General features: G+C 38.1%; 15 protein-coding genes. 3 read left to right on the top strand and 12 right to left on the bottom strand.

What is annotated here, in order from left to right:
• Positions 1–89 precede the first annotated feature (89 nt).
• Positions 90–257, top strand: a complete 168-nt coding sequence (locus tag IPM48_12940) for a hypothetical protein (protein ID MBK9272490.1) — start codon at positions 90–92, stop codon at positions 255–257.
• Positions 258–272: 15 nt separating this feature from the next.
• Positions 273–959: a tRNA (5-methylaminomethyl-2-thiouridine)(34)-methyltransferase MnmD gene (mnmD, locus tag IPM48_12945; protein ID MBK9272491.1), complete on the top strand. Its 687-nt coding sequence runs from the start codon at positions 273–275 to the stop codon at positions 957–959.
• Positions 960–998: 39 nt separating this feature from the next.
• On the opposite strand, the gene IPM48_12950 is transcribed toward mnmD, so the two are convergent.
• The 12 genes from IPM48_12950 to IPM48_13005 all read right to left on the bottom strand — a co-directional run bounded on the left by IPM48_12950 (position 999) and on the right by IPM48_13005 (position 19,848).
• Positions 999–2,483 carry an LptF/LptG family permease gene (locus IPM48_12950; GenBank protein ID MBK9272492.1) on the bottom strand — a complete coding sequence of 495 codons (1,485 nt, stop codon included), beginning with the start codon at positions 2,481–2,483 and terminating at the stop codon, positions 999–1,001.
• A 23-nt stretch (positions 2,484–2,506) separates the two neighbouring features.
• Entirely contained in the window at positions 2,507–4,288 is a 1,782-nt protein-coding gene (locus IPM48_12955; protein MBK9272493.1) for an acyl-CoA dehydrogenase family protein, read from the bottom strand.
• Positions 4,289–4,300: 12 nt separating this feature from the next.
• Entirely contained in the window at positions 4,301–5,209 is a 909-nt protein-coding gene (locus tag IPM48_12960; GenBank protein MBK9272494.1) for a prohibitin family protein, read from the bottom strand.
• Between the two features lie 87 nt (positions 5,210–5,296).
• Positions 5,297–8,914: a gliding motility-associated C-terminal domain-containing protein gene (locus IPM48_12965; protein ID MBK9272495.1), complete on the bottom strand. Its 3,618-nt coding sequence runs from the start codon at positions 8,912–8,914 to the stop codon at positions 5,297–5,299.
• A 19-nt stretch (positions 8,915–8,933) separates the two neighbouring features.
• Positions 8,934–11,399, bottom strand: coding sequence for a PD40 domain-containing protein (locus IPM48_12970; protein ID MBK9272496.1), 2,466 nt, complete (start codon positions 11,397–11,399; stop codon positions 8,934–8,936).
• A complete protein-coding gene (locus tag IPM48_12975) occupies positions 11,384–12,421 on the bottom strand; it encodes a PorP/SprF family type IX secretion system membrane protein (protein ID MBK9272497.1) in 1,038 nt (345 codons plus the stop codon). Before IPM48_12975 ends, IPM48_12970 begins: the two co-directional genes overlap by 16 nt.
• Before the next feature lie 374 nt (positions 12,422–12,795).
• The gene (locus tag IPM48_12980) at positions 12,796–13,923 is read right to left on the bottom strand and encodes a hypothetical protein (protein MBK9272498.1); all 1,128 of its coding nucleotides are present in this window, start codon (positions 13,921–13,923) and stop codon (positions 12,796–12,798) included.
• A 4-nt stretch (positions 13,924–13,927) separates the two neighbouring features.
• On the bottom strand, positions 13,928–15,745 hold the full coding sequence (locus IPM48_12985) for an ABC transporter ATP-binding protein (protein MBK9272499.1): 1,818 nt from the start codon (positions 15,743–15,745) through the stop codon (positions 13,928–13,930).
• 34 nt (positions 15,746–15,779) lie between these two features.
• Positions 15,780–17,120, bottom strand: coding sequence for an acetyl-CoA carboxylase biotin carboxylase subunit (gene accC / locus IPM48_12990; GenBank protein ID MBK9272500.1), 1,341 nt, complete (start codon positions 17,118–17,120; stop codon positions 15,780–15,782).
• A 23-nt stretch (positions 17,121–17,143) separates the two neighbouring features.
• Complete coding sequence (gene accB / locus IPM48_12995; protein MBK9272501.1) at positions 17,144–17,644, bottom strand: acetyl-CoA carboxylase biotin carboxyl carrier protein; 501 nt, start codon at positions 17,642–17,644, stop codon at positions 17,144–17,146.
• Positions 17,645–17,660: 16 nt separating this feature from the next.
• Complete coding sequence (gene efp / locus IPM48_13000) at positions 17,661–18,224, bottom strand: elongation factor P (protein ID MBK9272502.1); 564 nt, start codon at positions 18,222–18,224, stop codon at positions 17,661–17,663.
• Between the two features lie 106 nt (positions 18,225–18,330).
• Positions 18,331–19,848, bottom strand: a complete 1,518-nt coding sequence (locus IPM48_13005) for an OmpA family protein (GenBank protein ID MBK9272503.1) — start codon at positions 19,846–19,848, stop codon at positions 18,331–18,333.
• 201 nt (positions 19,849–20,049) lie between these two features.
• On the opposite strand from IPM48_13005, the gene IPM48_13010 reads away from it, so the two are divergent.
• Positions 20,050–20,595, top strand: a complete 546-nt coding sequence (locus IPM48_13010; GenBank protein ID MBK9272504.1) for a hypothetical protein — start codon at positions 20,050–20,052, stop codon at positions 20,593–20,595.
• Positions 20,596–20,598 lie beyond the last annotated feature (3 nt).

A 20,598-nucleotide genomic window follows, 5' to 3' on the forward strand; every position in this document is an offset into this window, starting at 1 on the left:
AAAATTTAACTCAAACATAAGTCCATTGCCAAAAATAATATAACTTTGCAGGCGTTTTGATGATAATTTAGTCATTTATACCGCTAATCATGAAAAATAGAAAAAATCTGCCGTCCTTGTTAGTTTTAACTGTGCTCTTTGTGATTACTTTGGGCTCTTGCAACCGTGGCTATGGTTGTCCCTATGATTTTAGCATTGGATCTGCCATAGAAAATGCATTCGCGATGGTCATCAGTTTTGTGGTAGGATTGTTTTAATATTGATTTGATTATTTGATTAATTCTGCCCTAGACCTCCACGGTGATCCATTTATAGTAAATACAGCCGATGGATCCGATACCCTCTTCCACCCTCTCCTTGCTCAAAGCTATCATTCCTTACATGGGGCCTTCACAGAAAGTCAACATGTTTTTATAAACAATGGGCTTCATTTTGTTTCACAAATGAAGCGTAATATCCACATTTTAGAAATTGGATTTGGAACAGGGCTAAATGCAATTCTCAGCCTAAGATACTCAATTGAGAATAAAATGCATCTTTGTTATCATTCCCTGGACAATTATTACTTACCCTTAACTATGATTGAAGGACTCAATTTTAATTTATCTGAAAGTGAAAAAATTGATTTTGCAAAACTGCATCAATCTGAAGTGAATGATGAAACAAAAATGTCTGAGTATTTTCTTTTCACCAAATTGCAGAACGATTGGTTGCAATTTAAAACTCAAAAAAAATACGACCTGATATATTTTGATGCATTTTCACCAGAATGCCAACCCAATATGTGGAATTTATCATCACTTGAAAGGTGCTATTCTCTGCTTGCATCCTCAGGTGTACTTGTCACCTATTGCGCCAAAGGACAATTCAAAAGAGACTTAAAAACAGTCGGCTTTGAAGTACAAACCATACCCGGTCCACCCGGAAAAAGAGAGATGACAAGGGTTGTCAAACATTAACCTAAATCCTTATCCGGGATTTCAAGATTTATTTGAAATTTAATTCCTTCTCATCCAATTCACTTTGATCCAAGAGATTGGATTTAAGTCAAGTTGCGCGGTCCAACTGAGTAAAATACCTGGTAAAAGTATAATAGCACATGGCAGAAAAGCACCTATTTCCGGACTAACCGCTAGACTTTCTGAAAGTCTCTTAAACAATGTATTCAGCAATATATAAACAACAAAGACAAATATGCATAAAATTAGTGGGTAACCGTATCCACCCTTTCTTACAATCGCTCCTAAAGGGGCACCAATAAAAACAAATAGCAGACACACCAAAGCATACGAATACTTAATGTATAGCTCGTAGGCAAATTTAGCAGCTTTTTTATTAAGACTCTTCTCACTTTCTAGGAATCCGGAATAAGATTCAAAATCTCTTTCAGCAATGTGCATGGCTGCTCTTGCAACTACTCTAACTACTGCGGTGTCATCAGAATGATAAATCTGCAAAATGCTATCAGGATCAAAATCGTTGGTTGTAAATCCCAAATAACTTCTTTGTTTCCAATCTGTTTTTAAGATTTCCGCATCAGAACCTGAATTGGCTGCACTCAGTATTTTAGAATTGGCCAAGCTATTTTTTTGTGATTTAAAATCTCTCACATATTTGCTCAATGCTTCTGGCAAATTGTTGTCTAACTCTTTTTGAATTGAATCTAGCTCTATTCTTAACTGTGTGGAATTTTTCATTCTTTGGTTGTTCTTAAATAGATCTTCATCAGATCTCTCAAGATTAAACTCATCCAATGCAAATACCTTTGTCAGATTTTTAAATCGAGTCCTTACAAACGGATAGATGGATTGATTTGCTGATGACTTGTCAGGCACCTGATACAATTCACCTTGACGCAATTCCATCACAAGAAACTTTCCACCCTGGGTCACGTACATTTTTCCATCTTCTGAAGAAATGGTTGATTTAGAATTTAGATTATTGTGGTCATCAATTAAGACATTCTGAATGCTTTTCCCATCATTTGCTTTATCTTCAATACGAATAACATAACCATAAAAGTCATCATTAAAAATACCCTCCTCCAGACTGAGCGTTGGTTTTTGACGCTTTAAATCATGTAACCGGCTCAAAAATTTTAAATTGGCACGAGGAATGATAATGTCAGAAAAAAACCATGATGTCATCACGATCATCATAGACAGCAAGACAATTGGCCGCATGATCCTCAATAAAGAAATACCAGCAGATTTAATACTGGAAAGTTCATATCGCTCCCCAAGGTTACCAAATAGAAAAACTCCTGACAGCAACACACCAATGGGTAAGGCCAATGGAACAAGTGATAAACTTAAATAGAATAGGAACTCCATTATAACAAGAATGCCAGCACCCTTGCCAATAATATCATCAATGTAGAGCCAAAGCGTTTGCATCACCAAAACAAACAAGGCTATAAAAAAAGAAGCTACAAAGGGTCCGACAAACCCTCTCAAAATCATTAAATCCAATTTCCGAAACACTCTATTAAAATTGGAGACAATGTCTAAAAACAAAAACCATTTTCCTCTATCGCTTTTAAAGCGATCATTCTTCTCAATTTCAAAATATTGGGTGCTTCGTACCGACTAAATCTTTTAACACCCATCAGCATAATTCTTAGTTCATCTCCTTCTGCAAATGAAACTAAGGCATCTTGGGCATTTTTGATGATTCGGGTTTGGGCGTCCCAAATAAAAGTCCTCATAACCGCTTCAAAAAGTGCCAATTTTGATTCACCCTTCTCTTTCAACTTCATCAGACGCAAATAAATAGATTCTGCATTATACACATCAATGGCAATATCAGCAATGTTCATTAAAATTTCCTGTTGATCTTTGAGATCATGTTTTCCATCCATCTGATACTTGACTGCAGCACCAGCCACCATTAACAAGTTCTTTTTAAAGTCTCGGATGCTTCTCAATTCCATCCCATAAGGACCTTCTGGAATCTCCATAGATGGCATTCCAGTGAGTTCTTTTTGTACAGCCCATGCAGGTCCCACCAAATCCAATTCACCTTTTAGAGCACGTTTGAGAATCATGTTAATACTCATCATCCTGTTAATCTCATTTGTGCCTTCATAAATTCGGTTGATACGGGCATCGCGGTATAACCTGGATGGAATATACTCTTCAGAATAGCCATACCCTCCAAAAGATTGCAGCATCTCATCTACTACAAAATCCAATACTTCAGATCCGTTTATCTTAATAATCGCACACTCAACTGCGTATTCTTCTGCTGCTTTAAGCATCGCTTGGGCGTATCCCGAACCCAAGTTGATTTCCTGGGTTTTCTTATCTTCCATTAAATCGCTTACCCGATAAACTGTGGATTCAAGAACCAATACTCTGATAATAGATTCCGCCAGTTTATATTGAATTGCTCCATAACTTGAAATGGGATGGTCAAATTGAATCCTTGTATTGGTATATTTCACCATTTCATCGATGGATCGCTTACATCCACCCATCGCCATAATGCCAAGTTTGTACCGGCCAATGTTCAAAACATTGAATGCAATTAAATGACCTTTTCCTGGTTGGCCAAGCATTTGATCTTTGTGCACTCTCATGTTTTCAAAGAACACCTGTCTAGTTGAAGATCCTTTTATTCCAAGTTTGTATTCCTCAGCACCCAACGAAAGTCCAGGAGTTCCCTTCTCGACAATAAACCCTGTAAACTGGTTTCCCCCAATTTGCGCAAAGACAATAAATATATCAGCAAACCCTGCATTTGAAATCCACATTTTCTGACCATTGAGTAAATAATGATCACCATCGGTATCCAGGTCAGCCCTTGTCTTCGCACTAAGCGCATCGCTGCCGGAACCTGGCTCAGTCAAACAATAGCAGGCTTTAAGTGTGCCATTGCTCAAACCCGGTAAGTATTTATTTTTTTGTGCTTCGGTTCCAAAATACAATATTGGAAGCATGCCTATTCCTGTGTGTGCTGCGATGCTGGTATTAAATGAAGCATCTCCACGTCCCAACTCCTCTGATATCAAAGTATTAGAATGGGTATCCAAAGCCATTCCTCCATATTCTTCCGGAATATGTGCACCCAATAATCCAAGTGAAGCAGCTTGGTTCAACAAATTCACTTGTTCTTCCAATTTATGCCCTTTGTGTCGAATTTCAGATTCGACAAATTGTCTGACCATTGATCGAATCATTCTCTGATCTTCGTTCAAGTCTTCAGGAATAAAGTTGGTCTTATAATCTGTTTCAAGGATAATAAATTCACCACCCTTAAGCACCTTATCTTCTGTCTGGTTGCTCATAAAGTTCTTATTTTATTTGCCATCAAGTATTAACGGATGGTTTTTGCCATTTAGTACGATCACTTTGGCATTTGAAGATGTAGCCAATTCTTTATACGCTTTAATCATTTCATATTCCAGCTGTTTCTCAGTCAAACCGGTATTGATGATTCGTTGATAATCTGCAATACCCTGGGCCTCCACTCTTTTTCTTTCTGCCTCTTGTTTTTCTTTCATCAGCACAAATTGCATTTTTTGTGATTCTTGCTCAGCTTGAATTTTTACTTCAATCGCTGTTTTAACACTAGCAGGCAAGGTGATATTTCGAATGAGCAATTGCTCAAGAATTAGGCCGCGATCTAAAAAATCTGTCTCTATCGTTTTAAAAATCTGCAATTGAAATTCTTCGCGCTTGCTGGAGTACAATTCAATTGCTTCATAAGCCACCGAGAAATCTCTTATTCGTGAGCGAGCCAATGGTCGAATAATTTTATCACGATAATCACTTCCGATTTCGTTGTAAATTTTGGGTGCCGATCCAGGAATCACTTTGTAAAGAACCGTCACGTCTATTACGATTTCAAGTCCGTCCTTCGTCAATGCCCGAATCGCGTCATCTCCTGTGGAATGAGCTTCATCATTGATACCACTCATTGTGTAATTTTGGGTTCTTACATCCATTTCATGAATTACAAGCAAGGGGTTTATGACATGGAGCCCCGGATGTAATACATCATTTTGCACTTTCCCAAAAAGTACTTTTACGCCCACCTGTCCGGCATTGATTTGAATAATACATGAAGTTAAAAACCCAATGACCATTAAAACCAATCCCACCAATCTCATGCCAGAACCAATCTTCCTTAAATTAGGGTGTTGGTTGTTTTGGTTCAAGACAAAATGAGCCATGAAAATAATTACTCCAAGAACTATTAAAGCCATATAAAAAATTTTAAGATAATAGTTAGAAACAGTTGTTAAAACAAATATTCCTTAAGCCAAGTTCATTTGGAGTTTGCAATGAAGATTTTATTTGATCAAATTCACATTTCCCTTACGGGTGAATTCCTTATCTTCAAAACAGTAAAACCTCAGGAAATAACCATAGACATCCGGTGGTAGCTGGTCTCCTTTAAAAGTTCCATCCCAGCCAGGTTCTGCCTTGTCAGTCTCAAATACTTTCTCACCCCATCGAGAGTATATTTCCAATTTAACTTTGGTCAGAAAGTCACTCCTTGGATAAAAAAAGTCGTTCTTGCCATCGTTGTTAGGACTAAATGCATTGGGTAAAAACACTGCTTCCTCACAAGATTTAACCATTACTGTCACAGATGCTGTAGAAACGCATCCAAGCTCATCTGTAACCGTTACGGTATAAGTTGTGGTTACCATAGGCATGGCCATGGGATTAAAAATGTCCGTTGCAGTCAATGATCCATCTTTCGGATCCCAGTTGTAAGTGTACCTGCTATCTTCTACTGTGGTCAATTGAGTTTTGTAACCAGGAACGATCATTGCAGGATCTGCATTGGCAAAAATTTGCCTACCTACCTGGCTGACTTCAATCGAATGACTTAACTCCCACACACATCCTTTACCATTGTCGATGGTCAGGGTATAGGTAATATCACTATTTGGCGAAACCGTAATTTTGGGTCCATCATCTGGTCCAATGATCCCATCCGAAGGCGTCCAATGATATATGTGGCCATCAGGTAAAATGGTATCCAATTGCAACATGATGGTATCAAAAGAACACATTTGATTGGGGCCAATGATCATTCCTTTAAAGTCATAAAGTGTAACATACACTGAATCAATGTAGGAGCATCCATATTTGTCAATCAACTTTATAATAAAGTAATCAGTTGAATCAATTTTTACAGTAATTTTTTTGCCGGAGCCAATTCTGCTCCCTCTTGAATCACACCAATACACTGAATCAATGTAATCAATCGTATCAATAACGCTAAGCATTAAAGAATCCGGTTCGCACAAAAAGGTATCCTTAGGAAATACAATGGAATCCCATTTTCTTGGAAAAAGCATTACATCGACGGTGTCAAAATACGGACAATCCAGAAAATCTGGGTGTTGAATTTTAACAGTAAATCTTGTCGCTAGATCACAACAAACGTATGGATTGTAATGCATAGAGTCTTCCAACAATTCTCCGGGAGACCACATGTATATTAAAGTAGAATCTCCATTGGGGTTTAAATACGTACATTGTCCATGACAGATGGTAATTGGAGAGCTCAAGGGTTTTATAAAAAAGACGGCAACCTCTTTACAAAGGGTTCTACTACAAACAGAATCTATCGTCAAACAAATTTTGTACCTGCCGTTTTTTTGATAGGTATATTCTACCATTGGGTCTGTGGACATTCCTACTCCATCACCGAAATCCCATTTAATCTTGCCTTTTGATCTTGTACTTACCTTCACTTTAAGGGATCCGCACTCTGACATCAATTCAAAATCAACAACAGGAGGATCTACCGCCTGAATAATAATTGAATCCTCGTATTGACAAGCATGTTGGTTCGTGGCGCTGAATTTTAATACAAACTTTCCTGCAGATGATACCAAAACACAAATTTCTCCGGTTCCCTGTCCTTCTACAATTAAACTATCCGGAATCCAGTTAACTTTTAAGGAATCTGTCGGATCAAGGGAATTTAATTTTATCTTCAAAGTATCTCCTACACAAATGGTATGTTCTTTACCAAACTGTAACTTGACCGAATGATCCAATAACCGGATGGATTTTCTACTTGGACAATCTTCATTTCTACCCGCTTTTACATAAATCGTCCTGTCACCGTTGATATTGATCATAAACATTGCGCCGGTACCAATTGTATCGCGAAAATCAGGAAAGGAAGACCAAAGGAAAATATCTGTAGAATCAGACATTGCCATCAGCGAAATCTTGCCATCACAGGTTGTAGTGTCACCTGTTACTTTAAATGAGATGGTGTCTTTAACCCTAATGTAAATACTATCTATCTTGTCACAAATGCCATCTGAAATTGACACAAAATAAGTGATGGAACTATCTGGTCTGGCTACGGGATTGTGTGGATTGGTCAAATCCAACCATTTTGTCGGCGTCCAGGTATATTGATAACTCGTATCCGGATTGCGGACAATTCGAATGGATTGCCCAATACAAATTTCAATGGAATCGCCAATTAAATCTGTTCGAATCCTAAAAAAAACAGTGTCTTTACTAATCCTGGCTGTACATCCATTGCTATCTGTTATAGTGAGGTGAATGGTCATTCTGCCATCCAAATTTGGATTAAAGATTACATTTTTTTCGGTCCCAATTAAAGAATCTGTACCTGCCACAAGCAACCATCTGTAATCTACAATTGTAAAATTAGACATGGATTGGTCAAATACCCGGATGGTTAAATCAGGGTCACAGTCTAACTCCATTCGAAAATCAGGTTTTAACCCCGGATCAATGACTGTCAATAATTTTCTGATGGTATCTGTACAAGAACCATTAATTGCAACCAGGACAACTTCATATGTACCTGCGGCAGGAAATGTAAAAGATGGGTCCTTTGCTGAAGATCTAAGGTTCCTGTTGTTTTGAAAATCAAAATACCAATCATAGCTCATTGCATCGACACTCTTGTTGGTAAATCTTTGATCCAATCCATCGCACAATTCGGATTCAACTGAAAAATCAGCTGTAGGCTGTTGGCCGCACATCACAACATTGAGTTGAAAGTCCCTTGTAACAATTCTAACCAATTTTCCATTGCGATACTTGTGAACTGCAACGCCGATGAGGAATTGTCCAACAAAAATTGGAGTTCCAGTTATTATTCCGGTCAAAGGATCAATCTTAAGTGGTGAATTGCCAACACCTGCATTGGTAAAATCCAAAACAGAGTAGTTGGCATTAAAAACCACACTGTCATAAGGAGGTGGATCAGGTCTGTCAGCTGGATTTAATATCGTTTTCCCAAGATTGGGTTTAATAAAAAAATAAGCCAGCGAATCTCCTTCGGGATCTGTTGCCGAATGATCAAACAGGAATGGTTCATTGACACAAGTATAAATTGGAGGAAATGCTCCAAACTGAGGAGAAGAAATGTTCCATTCGGTCCGTGAGCCAGGAATTCTAACAACATAAGTTGTCCCAGTCTCCAACGGATTTACAATATTTGAAAGCGTCTCGTTACGGCAACATCTTTGGTACACCAATATAAAATCCTTTTCCCTTTCAGGTAAAAATATTCTCCGTTGATAAACTGCCTCATGCACACAAACACCTTTTGATCCAGGAATACAAATTTCAGTTGGAATATCACGGATGGTGTCATCGCCGTTAAATTCAATTTGAAAAACTCCATCCAAACCTACGTCGTAGGCTTTCTGATTATCGCTGTAAAATACACCAATCACCGCTCTGGGATCGAAGGGTTCTATTCCTTTTTCGCAATCTCTTCGAATCACCAAACGAATGTCGTAATAACCATTTCCCACTGCTCTATAGGTCAATTGACCTCCAACAATATGGGTGGCATCTGCGTAAGGTAGCAATATACACATCGCAAATAAAAAAGACAATCCAACCCTCTTTATCATCGGAGAAGCTATATAGTAAAGTGCTTTCATTTTCATAACCATTTCAATTTTAAGACTACTCGTCTATATCAACTATTTCCACTCTGCGTTCCTTGCTTGCTTTTATCCCGTATATTGACTTTGGATCTTTTGAATTGTCGCTGATCCCAGTGGGTGCTTTGTCTTCGCCAAATGGCTTTTCTGAAATGACCAATTTTCCATTGTCCAAATACTTTTTGAAAATTCCATTCTTATAGCGGTAAAATTCATTTTTAACACTTTCAATTCTTCTTTGGCTAAGGTGATAATTGTAATGATTGGATGCAAGTGGGCTGGCGTAACCTTTAAAATAGATCACATATTTTTTACCCTCCGCCAATTCTTTTTCCAAAATTTTAATGAATGCGTCCAACTTTTCTTTACCACCTTTCACGCTGTCTTCAAAAAAACCATTCATGTCCTTTTGGGCATCTTCCCTATCTATACCTGATGAAATTCCAGAATACCTTTCAGCAAAATACGATTTCCTTAGATAATATCGATGATAGGTTGTGTAATAACCCAATTTGGTAATTGTATCCATTGTTCTTGGGTTGGGATGATCGTTGTCAAAATACAAAGCCAGAGGAAGGAAGCTGTAAAGAATTCTGTCCAGGAAAAGTTTTTGGGTTAATTTTCCACGGTCCAAACAATCAACGGTAAATTCTAAGCTTGCAGGAGCGTAGCCTTCTTTCTCTGCAAGGATTTTATATTTGTGACAAGGCTCGAGCTTAAACTGACTGAGATTGGTATTCGGGTTTAGGATTGTAATGGGAGCAATGGTGGTATCGCTTAAGTCAATCAAGCTTACCTTTGTACCATTAAGATCCAACTGTGATTGTTTGTCAAAGGTCAAAACGTCCAAACTCACGTTTGCAGGCGTGAGATAAATTCTTTTTACAATTTCCTCAAATTCACCTGGTTTACCAGACATAAATTGTACATTTTCGGTATTGTACCCAGTTTTACTTGCTTCTATTCTGTATTCTTTGTCACATAATATATCAAACTCATATAAATTGGAATTCTCTTTTGTTATAACAATAGGCTCTGATTCAGGATTTTTTAAATCATACAATTTAAGAGTGGCCCCATTGAGATCCTGTTTGGTTAATGCATCATACACCCAAGCCCTTAGTTTTACATCACAAGGCGGCATGAAGACTTTGTACAAATCGAGACAGCATGCTTGGGTCAAGTCATCCAGAAAAATAGAGCCTGTGCGATTGGAAGAGAGATAAGCAATTTTTGGATCCTGATCACGAACAAAATAAAGATCATCCAGACAAGAGTTGAAAGGAGTCCCCATATTATTAGGCTTACCAAATTCCAAATTCCTTCCTACAACTGAAGAATAAATATCAAATCCTCCCATTCCGAGATAACCTTTTGAACTAAAATAAAAGGTTTGGTTTGCATGATGATAATATGGTGTCATTTCATCTTGCGGTGTATTGAGTGCAGACAAATTAACAGGTTCTGAAAATTTCAAATCCTTGTCGATCGTCAAATACCAGATATCATATCCGCCTTTCCCGCCGGGGCGATCTGACACAAAATACAATCTGTCCAACCCAGTCATTTGATCCTTCACCCAGTTGGGTTGAGTAGTACTGCTATTGGGGAAGTTTACTTGTTCCGGAAGTTTTTCAGATTTTATCCAACTGCCATCATCTTCGACCATCGCCATATACAAATCACAGCGCTTGTCGTGATCATTCAGATCTTCGCACACTGTAAAAATAATTCTATTGGATGTTGGATTAAAACAAATATGGGCAACATTTAAACCAGGAAACTGCTCATTGAAATCTTTTAAAACGCTAACAGTACTGTCTTTGTCCATTGACAATACACCACTGATGGTTCGTCTTGGAATAAACTTGTTGCTCTTATTATCAAAACGGTTGGAAGAGTAGATCAACTTGCCATTTTTTGGTGCAGGTGCAAATTCAGAATTATCAGAATTTATATTTGGTCCCAGGTTCTCAACAGTTACATTCTTTACTGGCTGATCGATTTGTTCCATTGCCCATTCACAAGCACTAATTTCCTTCTCTGCTAAAGCTTTCAAATAGGGCTCAGAATCTCCCGTTTCAGAAATAAATATTTTATAAGCTGAAATTGCTGAATTAAAATCACAACGACTCTGCGCAATTTGGCCACGGTAAAATCCTGTTTTAGTATATTGATTTCCATTTTCATGTTTCCATAAAGAATCTAAATACAATCCAGCAAGTTGATAGGCGCCATGCAACCTTGCAGCTTCTGAAGCTTTAAATAAATATTCAACATTGTTAGGTTCAAACTCAAGTACTTGCTGATATTTTATCAATGCATCATAATAATTCTTTGATGCAAAGGACTTATCACCGACTTCAAGAAGTGATTTTTTACTCGCAGTTTGACTCCATCCGGAATAGAGGGGTATAAATAATAAGAACAAAAAGAAAATATATTTTTGCATGGTTTTGTCAGGATGAATGGTTAGAAAATTGGGCATGCTTTTAATTGAGAGAGCGGCCTGGCCTTAACAAAAATATATTGAACTGAAAATTCAGGACCTCCTCTGCGTCGGGTGGCCACCTTAAATGGTGATGTATTTACATCATAACTAAATCCCACATACCAGTTATTAATTTCAGCGGCAATTTTTGCAGCAATTGCATCACCAATTCTGGTTGCAGCTCCAAGCAACAAGGCAAAAGATGATCCTCTTTGGGTGCGTAAATAAAACTTTCCATAACCTCCTAAAACAGTTTCCTGGTGTGGCCCCTGATTTTGATAAAGTCCGTGCAACAATAAATCAACTCGCTGTGCGAGTTGGATGGAAGGCAATAATGATACACTCATTCGTATGGGCAAATTTGCATTGGCCGTTTGATCAAAAAACTTTTGTTCGGGTGTATTTAGATGAAAAAGCCCAAGTCCAAGATCAAACTTTGTTCGATTGGATCTTTGCCATCGATAATTGACACCAGCTGATAAATCCAAAAAAGCCCTGGAGGTATTGTTAAAATTTTCACCGGAACTTAACCCAGGATCATGACCTACACCAGGAACCCATTGCTCATTCCATGTTAATTTGTCTTGTTCAAATCTACGATGCGCAGCTCCAACCAAAGCCCCAACTGAAACAATATGGTTCGTCGAGATGGGATAGGCATAGGATACACTTAATCCCAAATGTCCCAAACTCAATCTGGAGTCACCAGCCCGATCATAATTGATCATGAATCCGGCACTCCAAATACCTTTGCTGGTCCATTTCTTGGGATAAAATCGCATGTCTGCCATCCCGGAAAAAGTGAGGTATTCTACCAACTCATCAACGAACCATTGATTCCTATAATTGGCAGAAGCCCTTAAATCTCCATTAAACATGCCTGTCAATGCCGGATTAAGTTGGATGGGAGCAGTATAAAATTGAGAATGATGGAGGTCTTGTCCCAGAATCGGGTTAAAATAGCTCATTAACAGGGCAATGGATAAGGATGCAATGAGATGGTTTAGATTCGTCTTCACAGTAACATATTTAATCTTGATGTAATATATTTTAATCTAATAATCCAGCGCTTCCAAAGTTATTAGATAAAATTCTGCCTATAATATCAAGGCATAGGCAATCGAAATTCTACAAATTCAGATTCCAAATGTCTGAATATCATGAAAATGGTCTTGCAAATATAAAAATCTCAATAGAATTATAAATATATAATATTAAAAAATTCTATATCAAATGAAATATTAAAAAAATTAAAATCCTTGATTCAGATGAACTACAAATTCCAGAAGAGTACCAGACAATCAAATCCTAGGTTAGCCTGTTATTCGGGCAATAAAAGCCAAACTATATTTGATTGGCGCAATAATTAGAAGCGTAGAAACAGAAAAATGAATTACATTTTGTAAAAAGGAAAATACATGGCTTGACCCAAGGAAGTGGAATGAACAACCAATAAAAATTGTCCTTTCCCCTGAAAATCAAGTTGAAGCCTTGTTTCTAAATTTGCTTGCAAGGTCATTTTTCTATTAAAAACCCTTTGCCCCAAAGGATTTAATACTTCAATCCAGTATTCGCTAACGGGTAAATCATAACTTTTTAACGTAAGCTCCTCCTGGACAAGATTGGATTTTAGTTCAAGCCATCTGGATTTGCCAGCATTTTGGGTGGATACCTGAGATTGATCTGGTTTGAATAATACTGAGTTGATATTTCCTGCGGTATCCGAAGAAACAGAAGCAATAAATCCTTTGGAATCATTGGAATAAAAAACATAATCGATGGAAGTATTGCTCAAAGAGATCCCTCCCAATACGGGTCCTGCTAAAACTGTAACATCTATCCAGCCTAAGAAACCTAGTTTGGCTTCAATAGTACCTGAGTTTACTGTTGTTCGTTTTTCCCTTAAAACATCCCAGGTTTTTACTGGCAGCTTGATTTGTCCCCAAGAATCAAACACTTTTGAAACATCTGCTTTATTTTTGATTCGGATAGAATCTGGTCTAATTCCTCCGGGAAATTGAGATAGAATCGTATCGGGTAAAAAATTGGCAGGGATGGTAAATGAAGTTTCGGTTTTGTGATTCAGGCCATCCTGATATTCTGATGGAGTGGTAAAAACAAGAACGGGTGAAGGATAAATATTGGGGAAATTTCCAAAGGGGCCACCCATCGGTTGAGCATTGCCAAACCCCAACTCTTCCATCCTATTCGCAGAAACCCTATAAAATCTTTCAACTCCCTGGGTACGAAATACCAAATTTGCATTAGGGAATAAGGAGGAATTGCGGCTGGCACTTGGATCTACCCATAAATCAGTTCTGGTTCCCATCCTTTGTAATCCACTTAAATCCCAAATTTTGTCGGGACCTTGTGCATCCACCGCTGTAAAATCATTAAAAACAGTATCCAAATGATAGATATAGCTATCTCCCAATGCTGGCAGAATACGATTGGTCAAAGTGATCTGAGCACTCAATTGCATTGAAATGCTGCAAAGGGCAAAAAGAAATAATCTGTTCATAAATTTATTTTAATGATTGCAAGGATACAAAGGTATAATATTCTCCTTTTTTGTCCAACAAAGATTCATGTGTACCTTGTTCGATAATTTTACCATCCTTTAACACTATAATTTTATTGGCTCTTTTAACAGTGGATAGTCGATGTGCGATCACAATTGCAGTGCGATCCACCAACAATTCATCCAATGCTTCTTGTATTTGTTTTTCCGATGCTGAATCCAAAGCAGAAGTTGCCTCATCAAGAATCAGAATTTCTGGGTTAAACAGCAATGCCCTTGCAATCGTCAGTCTTTGCTTTTGGCCTCCGCTCAATTTGACTCCTCTGTCACCAATGACAAAATCAAGTCCCTTCGATGGATCAAAAACAAATTCTTCTGAATTGGACAATTTGAGGGCTTTGTTAAGTTCTGCCTGGTTGGATTCTCTTTGTCCAAAAACCACATTGTTCTCTATGGTGTCATTGAACAAAATCGGATCTTGAGTTACCATTCCCATCATAGACCTCAAATCCCTTATTTTTATTTTTCGGATGTCTATTCCATCCACTTTAATAGAGCCTGAACTCACTTCATGAAACCTAGCCAATAAATCCACCATTGTTGACTTTCCAGCTCCGCTGCTTCCAACAAGAGCCACCGTTTCACCTTTACCGATTTTTAAACTTAACTGATCTAAAACTGGATGCTCAGAGCCAGGATAAAAAAAACTGACATTGTCGAATTCAATTTCTGAATCAAAACTTGTCTTGGCGATCGCATCATCTGCATCGCGTATTTTAATATCTAGATTCATGATTTCCTGAATTCTGCTCAGAGCGGCCATGCCTTTCTGCACATTAAAATACGATGCAGACAAGGCCTTGGATGGTTCTATAACACTAAAAAATGCGTACAAAAACGCCAAGAACACCGAAGATTGCATGGCTCCGGAAAACACAAAAATTGAACCCACTCCCAATAAAATACAAACAATGACTATTCCCAAAAATTCTGAAGTGGGCGCGGCGAGATCTCTTCTCCTTTGGATTTGAATCAATAAGTTTCTATAGGTTTGTAATATTTTATCAAATCTCCCGGTGATATAACTTTCAGCCCCAAACAGCTTAATGATTCGCAATCCTCCCAGACTCTCTTCCTGCAATGAAATCAAATCCGAAAACTCTTCCTGTGCATTTAGTGATTTTTTTCGCAATGTCCTTGATATACCACCAACGACAAAAGCGGTAAGAACCAATAAAATCAATACAAAGATTGTCAACCACGCATTCGTGTATAACATAAATGCAAGGCTGCCCATTATAATCAATGGATCTTTGACCCAAGATTCAAAGGTAGATAACAAAGTCCATTCAATGTCATGTACATCAGCAGTCATTCTAGAAATCAGGTCTCCTTTTTTCTCATCAGAAAAATATGAAACCGGTAATTCCACCATTTTTTTAAACAGATTGCTTCGGGTGTCTTTGACTATTGAAGCCCTGACGGGGGCCATGAAAAACATGGCCAAATACCGGAATAAATTTTTGAAAAAGAATACAATTGCTATCAATCCGCAAACATAGAGAACACCCTCATGTCTTTCTTTTGTAGCCAACCAACTGAAAAACTTAAACTTCAAATTTTGAATAAGCCCCTGGTCAGTTGAATGCGTTTGCGGAATTAGTTCTGCATTGTTTTGCGTAAACAACATTTCGAAAAGCGGAATAATGGCAGGGATTGAGGCCACTGTAAACAGCGCAGTCAATATATAACATATCAGATGCAGAATCACCTGTGTTTTGTAATGTTTTACCTGCCTAATATATATCAGGAAATCCTTCAATCCAAATCAATTAATTGTCTGAAGGAACAATGGATCAGGGTTCAAGTTTGAAAGTATTCAAAAATCCGGTATTAAAGTCGCCTCTGCGGAATGCCTCATTCTTCATTAATTGTTTATGGAATGGCAAAGTTGTTTTAACTCCTTCAATAATAAACTCATCAATGGCTCTTTCCATTTTGGTGATGCATTCTTCCCTGGTTTGCGCCTTACAAATAAGCTTTGCAATCATGGAATCATAATGGGGAGAAACAGTATATCCAGAGTAGACATGGGTATCCACCCGAACACCATGTCCTTTTGAGGTATGCAAAGAAGTTATTTTCCCGGGGCTTGGTCGAAAATCATTGTAGGGATCTTCCGCATTGATTCTCACTTCAATGGCATGTAAATTGGGATAATAGTTTTTACCGGAAATAGCAATCCCTGCGGCAACTTTTATCTGCTCTTTGATAAGATCATGGTCAATAACCTCTTCGGTTACTGGATGTTCAACTTGAATTCTGGTATTCATTTCCATAAAATAGAAATTTCGGTATTTATCTACCAGAAATTCAACAGTACCTACACCTTCATAATTAATTGCTTTTCCTGCTAAAATAGCTGCCTCTCCCATTCTGTCTCGCAATTCTGTAGTCATAAAAGGGGACGGGCTTTCCTCAACCAATTTCTGGTGCCTCCTTTGAATCGAGCAATCTCTCTCCGACAGGTGAACCACTTTTCCAAATTGATCTCCAACGATCTGAAATTCGATGTGTCGTGGTTCTTCAACATATTTTTCCATGTATACTCCATCATTGGAAAATGCAGCTTTGGCTTCAGCGCGGGCAGTATTCCAGGCATTTTCAAAATCTTCTTCCTTCGAGACAATTCTCATTCCTTTGCCCCCACCACCTGCTGTTGCTTTCAAGATTACTGGGTACCCGATTTCCTTCGCAATTTTTTTTCCTTGTTTTACATCTTTTAGAAGTCCGTCAGACCCTGGCACTACCGGGACTCCGCAACTTATCATCGTCTCCTTTGCAGTTATTTTATCACCCATTTTTCGAATCTGCTCCGGAGTAGGTCCAATAAATTTAATTCCATATTGGGTACAAATCTCAGCAAACTCAGCGTTCTCAGCCAAAAATCCATATCCCGGATGCACAGCATCTGCATTGGTGATTTCTACAGCTGCCATAATCTTGGGAATATTTAAATAGGACTGTGCAGATGCAGGTGGTCCTATACATACTGCTTCATCTGCAAATCGAACATGAAGACTTTCCCTGTCTGCAGTGGAATAAATGGCTACTGTCTTTATGCCCATTTCTTTGCAAGTACGAATGATTCGCAAGGCAATTTCTCCACGATTGGCTATCAGGATTTTTTGAAACATAAATAAGAGATGATGATAAAAAATTAAGGTTCCAAAATAAAAAGAACCTGATCGTATTCTACAGGTGAAGCATCTTCCACACAAACTTTGACAATAGTACCTTTTACCTCGCTTTCGATCTCATTGAATAACTTCATTGCTTCAATAATACAAACAGTGTTTCCTGGTTCCACTTTGTCTCCCACCTTTACAAAAGGCGGTTTATCAGGAGACCCAGAGCGGTAAAATGTACCCACCATAGGCGATTTAATTTCAATTTGTGCTTTCGATGAAGTGGTTTCTGGGTTTGTCGATGAACCCGCCTTTGGACTCTCAACAATTTGTTTTTCAACGATCGCGGGAGCTGGCATGCTGATAGGCGAAATCAAGGGCGGCACATAAGGACTTGCCGGTAATGCTTCCATTGCTTTTCCAGCTTTTTGGGTTTTGATGGTCAGTTCAAATTCTCCGTCTTTCATCTTAAATTCAGAAAGTTCAGATTTCCCAACCAACCGAATGAGTTCCTGTATTTCTTTAAAATTCATGATATGGTGGTTTGTTTTATTTGACTCTTTCGACATATTCTCTGGTCCGAGTATCTACTTTGATTTTTTCACCTTGTTCAATAAAAAGTGGCACTTTTATTTCAGAACCAGTTTCAATGGTCGCCATTTTCATTGCATTGGTTGCTGTATTTCCTCTAACTCCTGGCTCTGTATATGTCACTTCGGTAATGATATGGGCTGGAAGTTCAGCCGTCAAGGGAATGTTTTTTGAAGCGTGGTAAAGCACTTCAATTTCCATTCCTTCCTGTAAAAATTCTCCATTTTCAATCATCTTTTCATCCAGGGCCTCCTGCTCAAAAGTCTCAGAATTCATAAAATTGTAACCCATATCGTCCTTGTACAAAAACTGAACTTTTCGCCTTTCCACTCTTACTTCATTAATCGTGTGCCCGGCAACAAAGGTATTTTCTAAGACTTTTCCAGATGTTAAACTTTTCAACCTTGTCCTTACAAAAGCATTTCCTTTTCCCGGCTTAACGTGTTGAAATTCAACGATAACAAAAGTGTCATTGTTAAATTCCATGCACATTCCGTTTCTTATGTCAGATGTTGTAGCCATTCTCTATGATAATTTTTAAATTAGCACGCAAAGATACGGCTTTCGATGAATTCAAGCTAAGAATACTGCATTGACGCTCCCATTTATCCTACCCGAAGATTGCAATTTATTTGGGTACCATCACAAATTCAGTCCGCCTATTTAGATTTCTGCCTTGCTCAGTAGCATTATCTGCCACTGGTTTGGTCTGTCCATAACCAGCATAACTCAATCGAACCTGACTGATCCCTTTCGAAATCAAATATTCGTAACACACTTTAGCTCTTTTTTCAGATAGTTCAAGATTAAATCCAGCACTTCCCGTATTATCGGTGTGGCCGCCAATTTCTAATTTATAATCCTGGTATTTTTTAAGAAGCCCCGCTATTTTATCCAATATGGAAAAAGACTCTGACTTAAGTGTAGCTCTTCCTAAATCAAACTGAACAGCCCTCATCGCAAAATCGAGAACATCTTGGTCTTTCTTTTCAATCAATGGACAACCTTTGTTGGATTTTGGTCCTGCAACATTGGGACAAGAATCGAATTTATCTTGAATACCATCCCCATCGGAGTCCGGACAGCCATTGAATTCTTTAGACCCTGCTGCAAGTGGGCAGTCGTCCATCTTATCTTCAATACCATCTCCATCACTATCCTTAAATGTCTCCGGGCATCCATTCATCTCAGCTTTTCCAGCCTTATCCGGACATTTATCTTTGTGATCTGGAATGCCATCTCCATCAGAATCTGGGCAACCGTCAAATTGCAATAAACCAGCAACATCTGGGCATTTGTCCAGTGAATTCACTACACCGTCATTATCTGAATCTGGTTCAGGGCATCCTTTATTCTCGATCAACCCTTTCAAATTTGGACACTCATCCTCGTTGTCGGGGACATCATCCCCATCTGTATCTGGGCAACCCATGAATTTTTCCAATCCTACCTGTTCTGGACACTTGTCTTTGTGGTCAGGAATCCCATCCTTGTCCGTATCGGGACATCCCATATGAGCAGCTACGCCTTTTTCATTGGGACAAAGATCTAATTCATCAATGATCCCATCACCATCCGAATCGAGTTTTAGAATCGTGCTGTCCGCCTTCCGTGCTCCAAATAGATAAACCAGACCGCCAGTATATTGCAAATGATTTTCCCAATCCTTCAGAGAAAGTCTGTAATCTGCCTGGGCTTGTAAGAACACCTGAGGATGCAATTTAACATTGACACCAAGACCTATTGGTAATTGAAGAGCAAAAGGTCTGGATAGGGGAAACAATGCCTGTACACCACCAATTGCAAATGGGTTTAGCCAACAAGAGTTCTTGTATAAATGATATTGAGCCTGTAGCCCAACAGAGAAAAAAGGACTTTGCACCCCATCCAACAAAGTATCTTTGTATGAACCCAATCCCAATGGTAAAAACAAAGCAAATCGGTCAGAAAATGTCCTTAAGTAAGCAAGTTCTATTCCATCAGGAAAATCTCTAATGGCTGAACTGTTTTGGGATCTCAGGGTATTATAGTCATAAAATGTTTTCCGAATGGACATCCCGTTCTTGGTCGTAAAAAGTTGTGCACTCAAATCACAAATCTCTAATAACCAAATAGATATACTTAATACAGCAATAGATTTTTTCATATTTCCCATTAAAATTCAGTCAAAGGTAAAAATAAATATTACAATATTACAGCATATATTAATAAATCTAGGGTATTGAATTCTGCTTTGAAAAAACAGGGTTTGCTCATTTTGTAAATTGAGTTTTAATAATATCTTTATGCCATGAAATATCAAATTTGTCGAGACTGCATGTTCCAAAAACTTTTACAATTCATCTGTTTGATTTTTCTTTTTACCTTGGCATCTTGTGACAAAAAGGATGACCAAAGATTGGAGGAAAGTCCTTTTTTTAACTTCCTTAATTTTTCAAATATTAACATCGACACAAGCTCTTCCGGCAATAAAACCTGGGAGTATGGATTTGTTTTCAATTTTTTAAAGAAAGGAGAAATCAGAAAAATAGGATTGAAATTACCATCTCAGGGTGAATTCACCGTTCGTTTATGGGATTTTGAATCTGCCACCCCTACCGTAATTCATGAAAGAAAAATTCGCGTGAATCAAATCCATCGGCCAGAATTTGTAAATATACCTTCCTTCAATGCCGGAATTACTAACAAAATGGGGATCAGCGTTATTTCCAATACCTTTTATAGAGTACAAAAAAGAGACTCTACAGCTTTTACCTTCCCTCTTCAAATTGGAAATATAAACATATTATCTTTCAACGAATCAGAGGTCATTTCTGGTGAATCAGATTTTCCTAATAACACAAACCAATTGAGGGTGGCACCTTGTGTCAATGTGGTTTTTGTGGCAGAGTAAATT

Source organism: Saprospiraceae bacterium (assembly GCA_016715965.1).
Classification (GTDB): Bacteria; Bacteroidota; Bacteroidia; order Chitinophagales; family Saprospiraceae; genus Vicinibacter.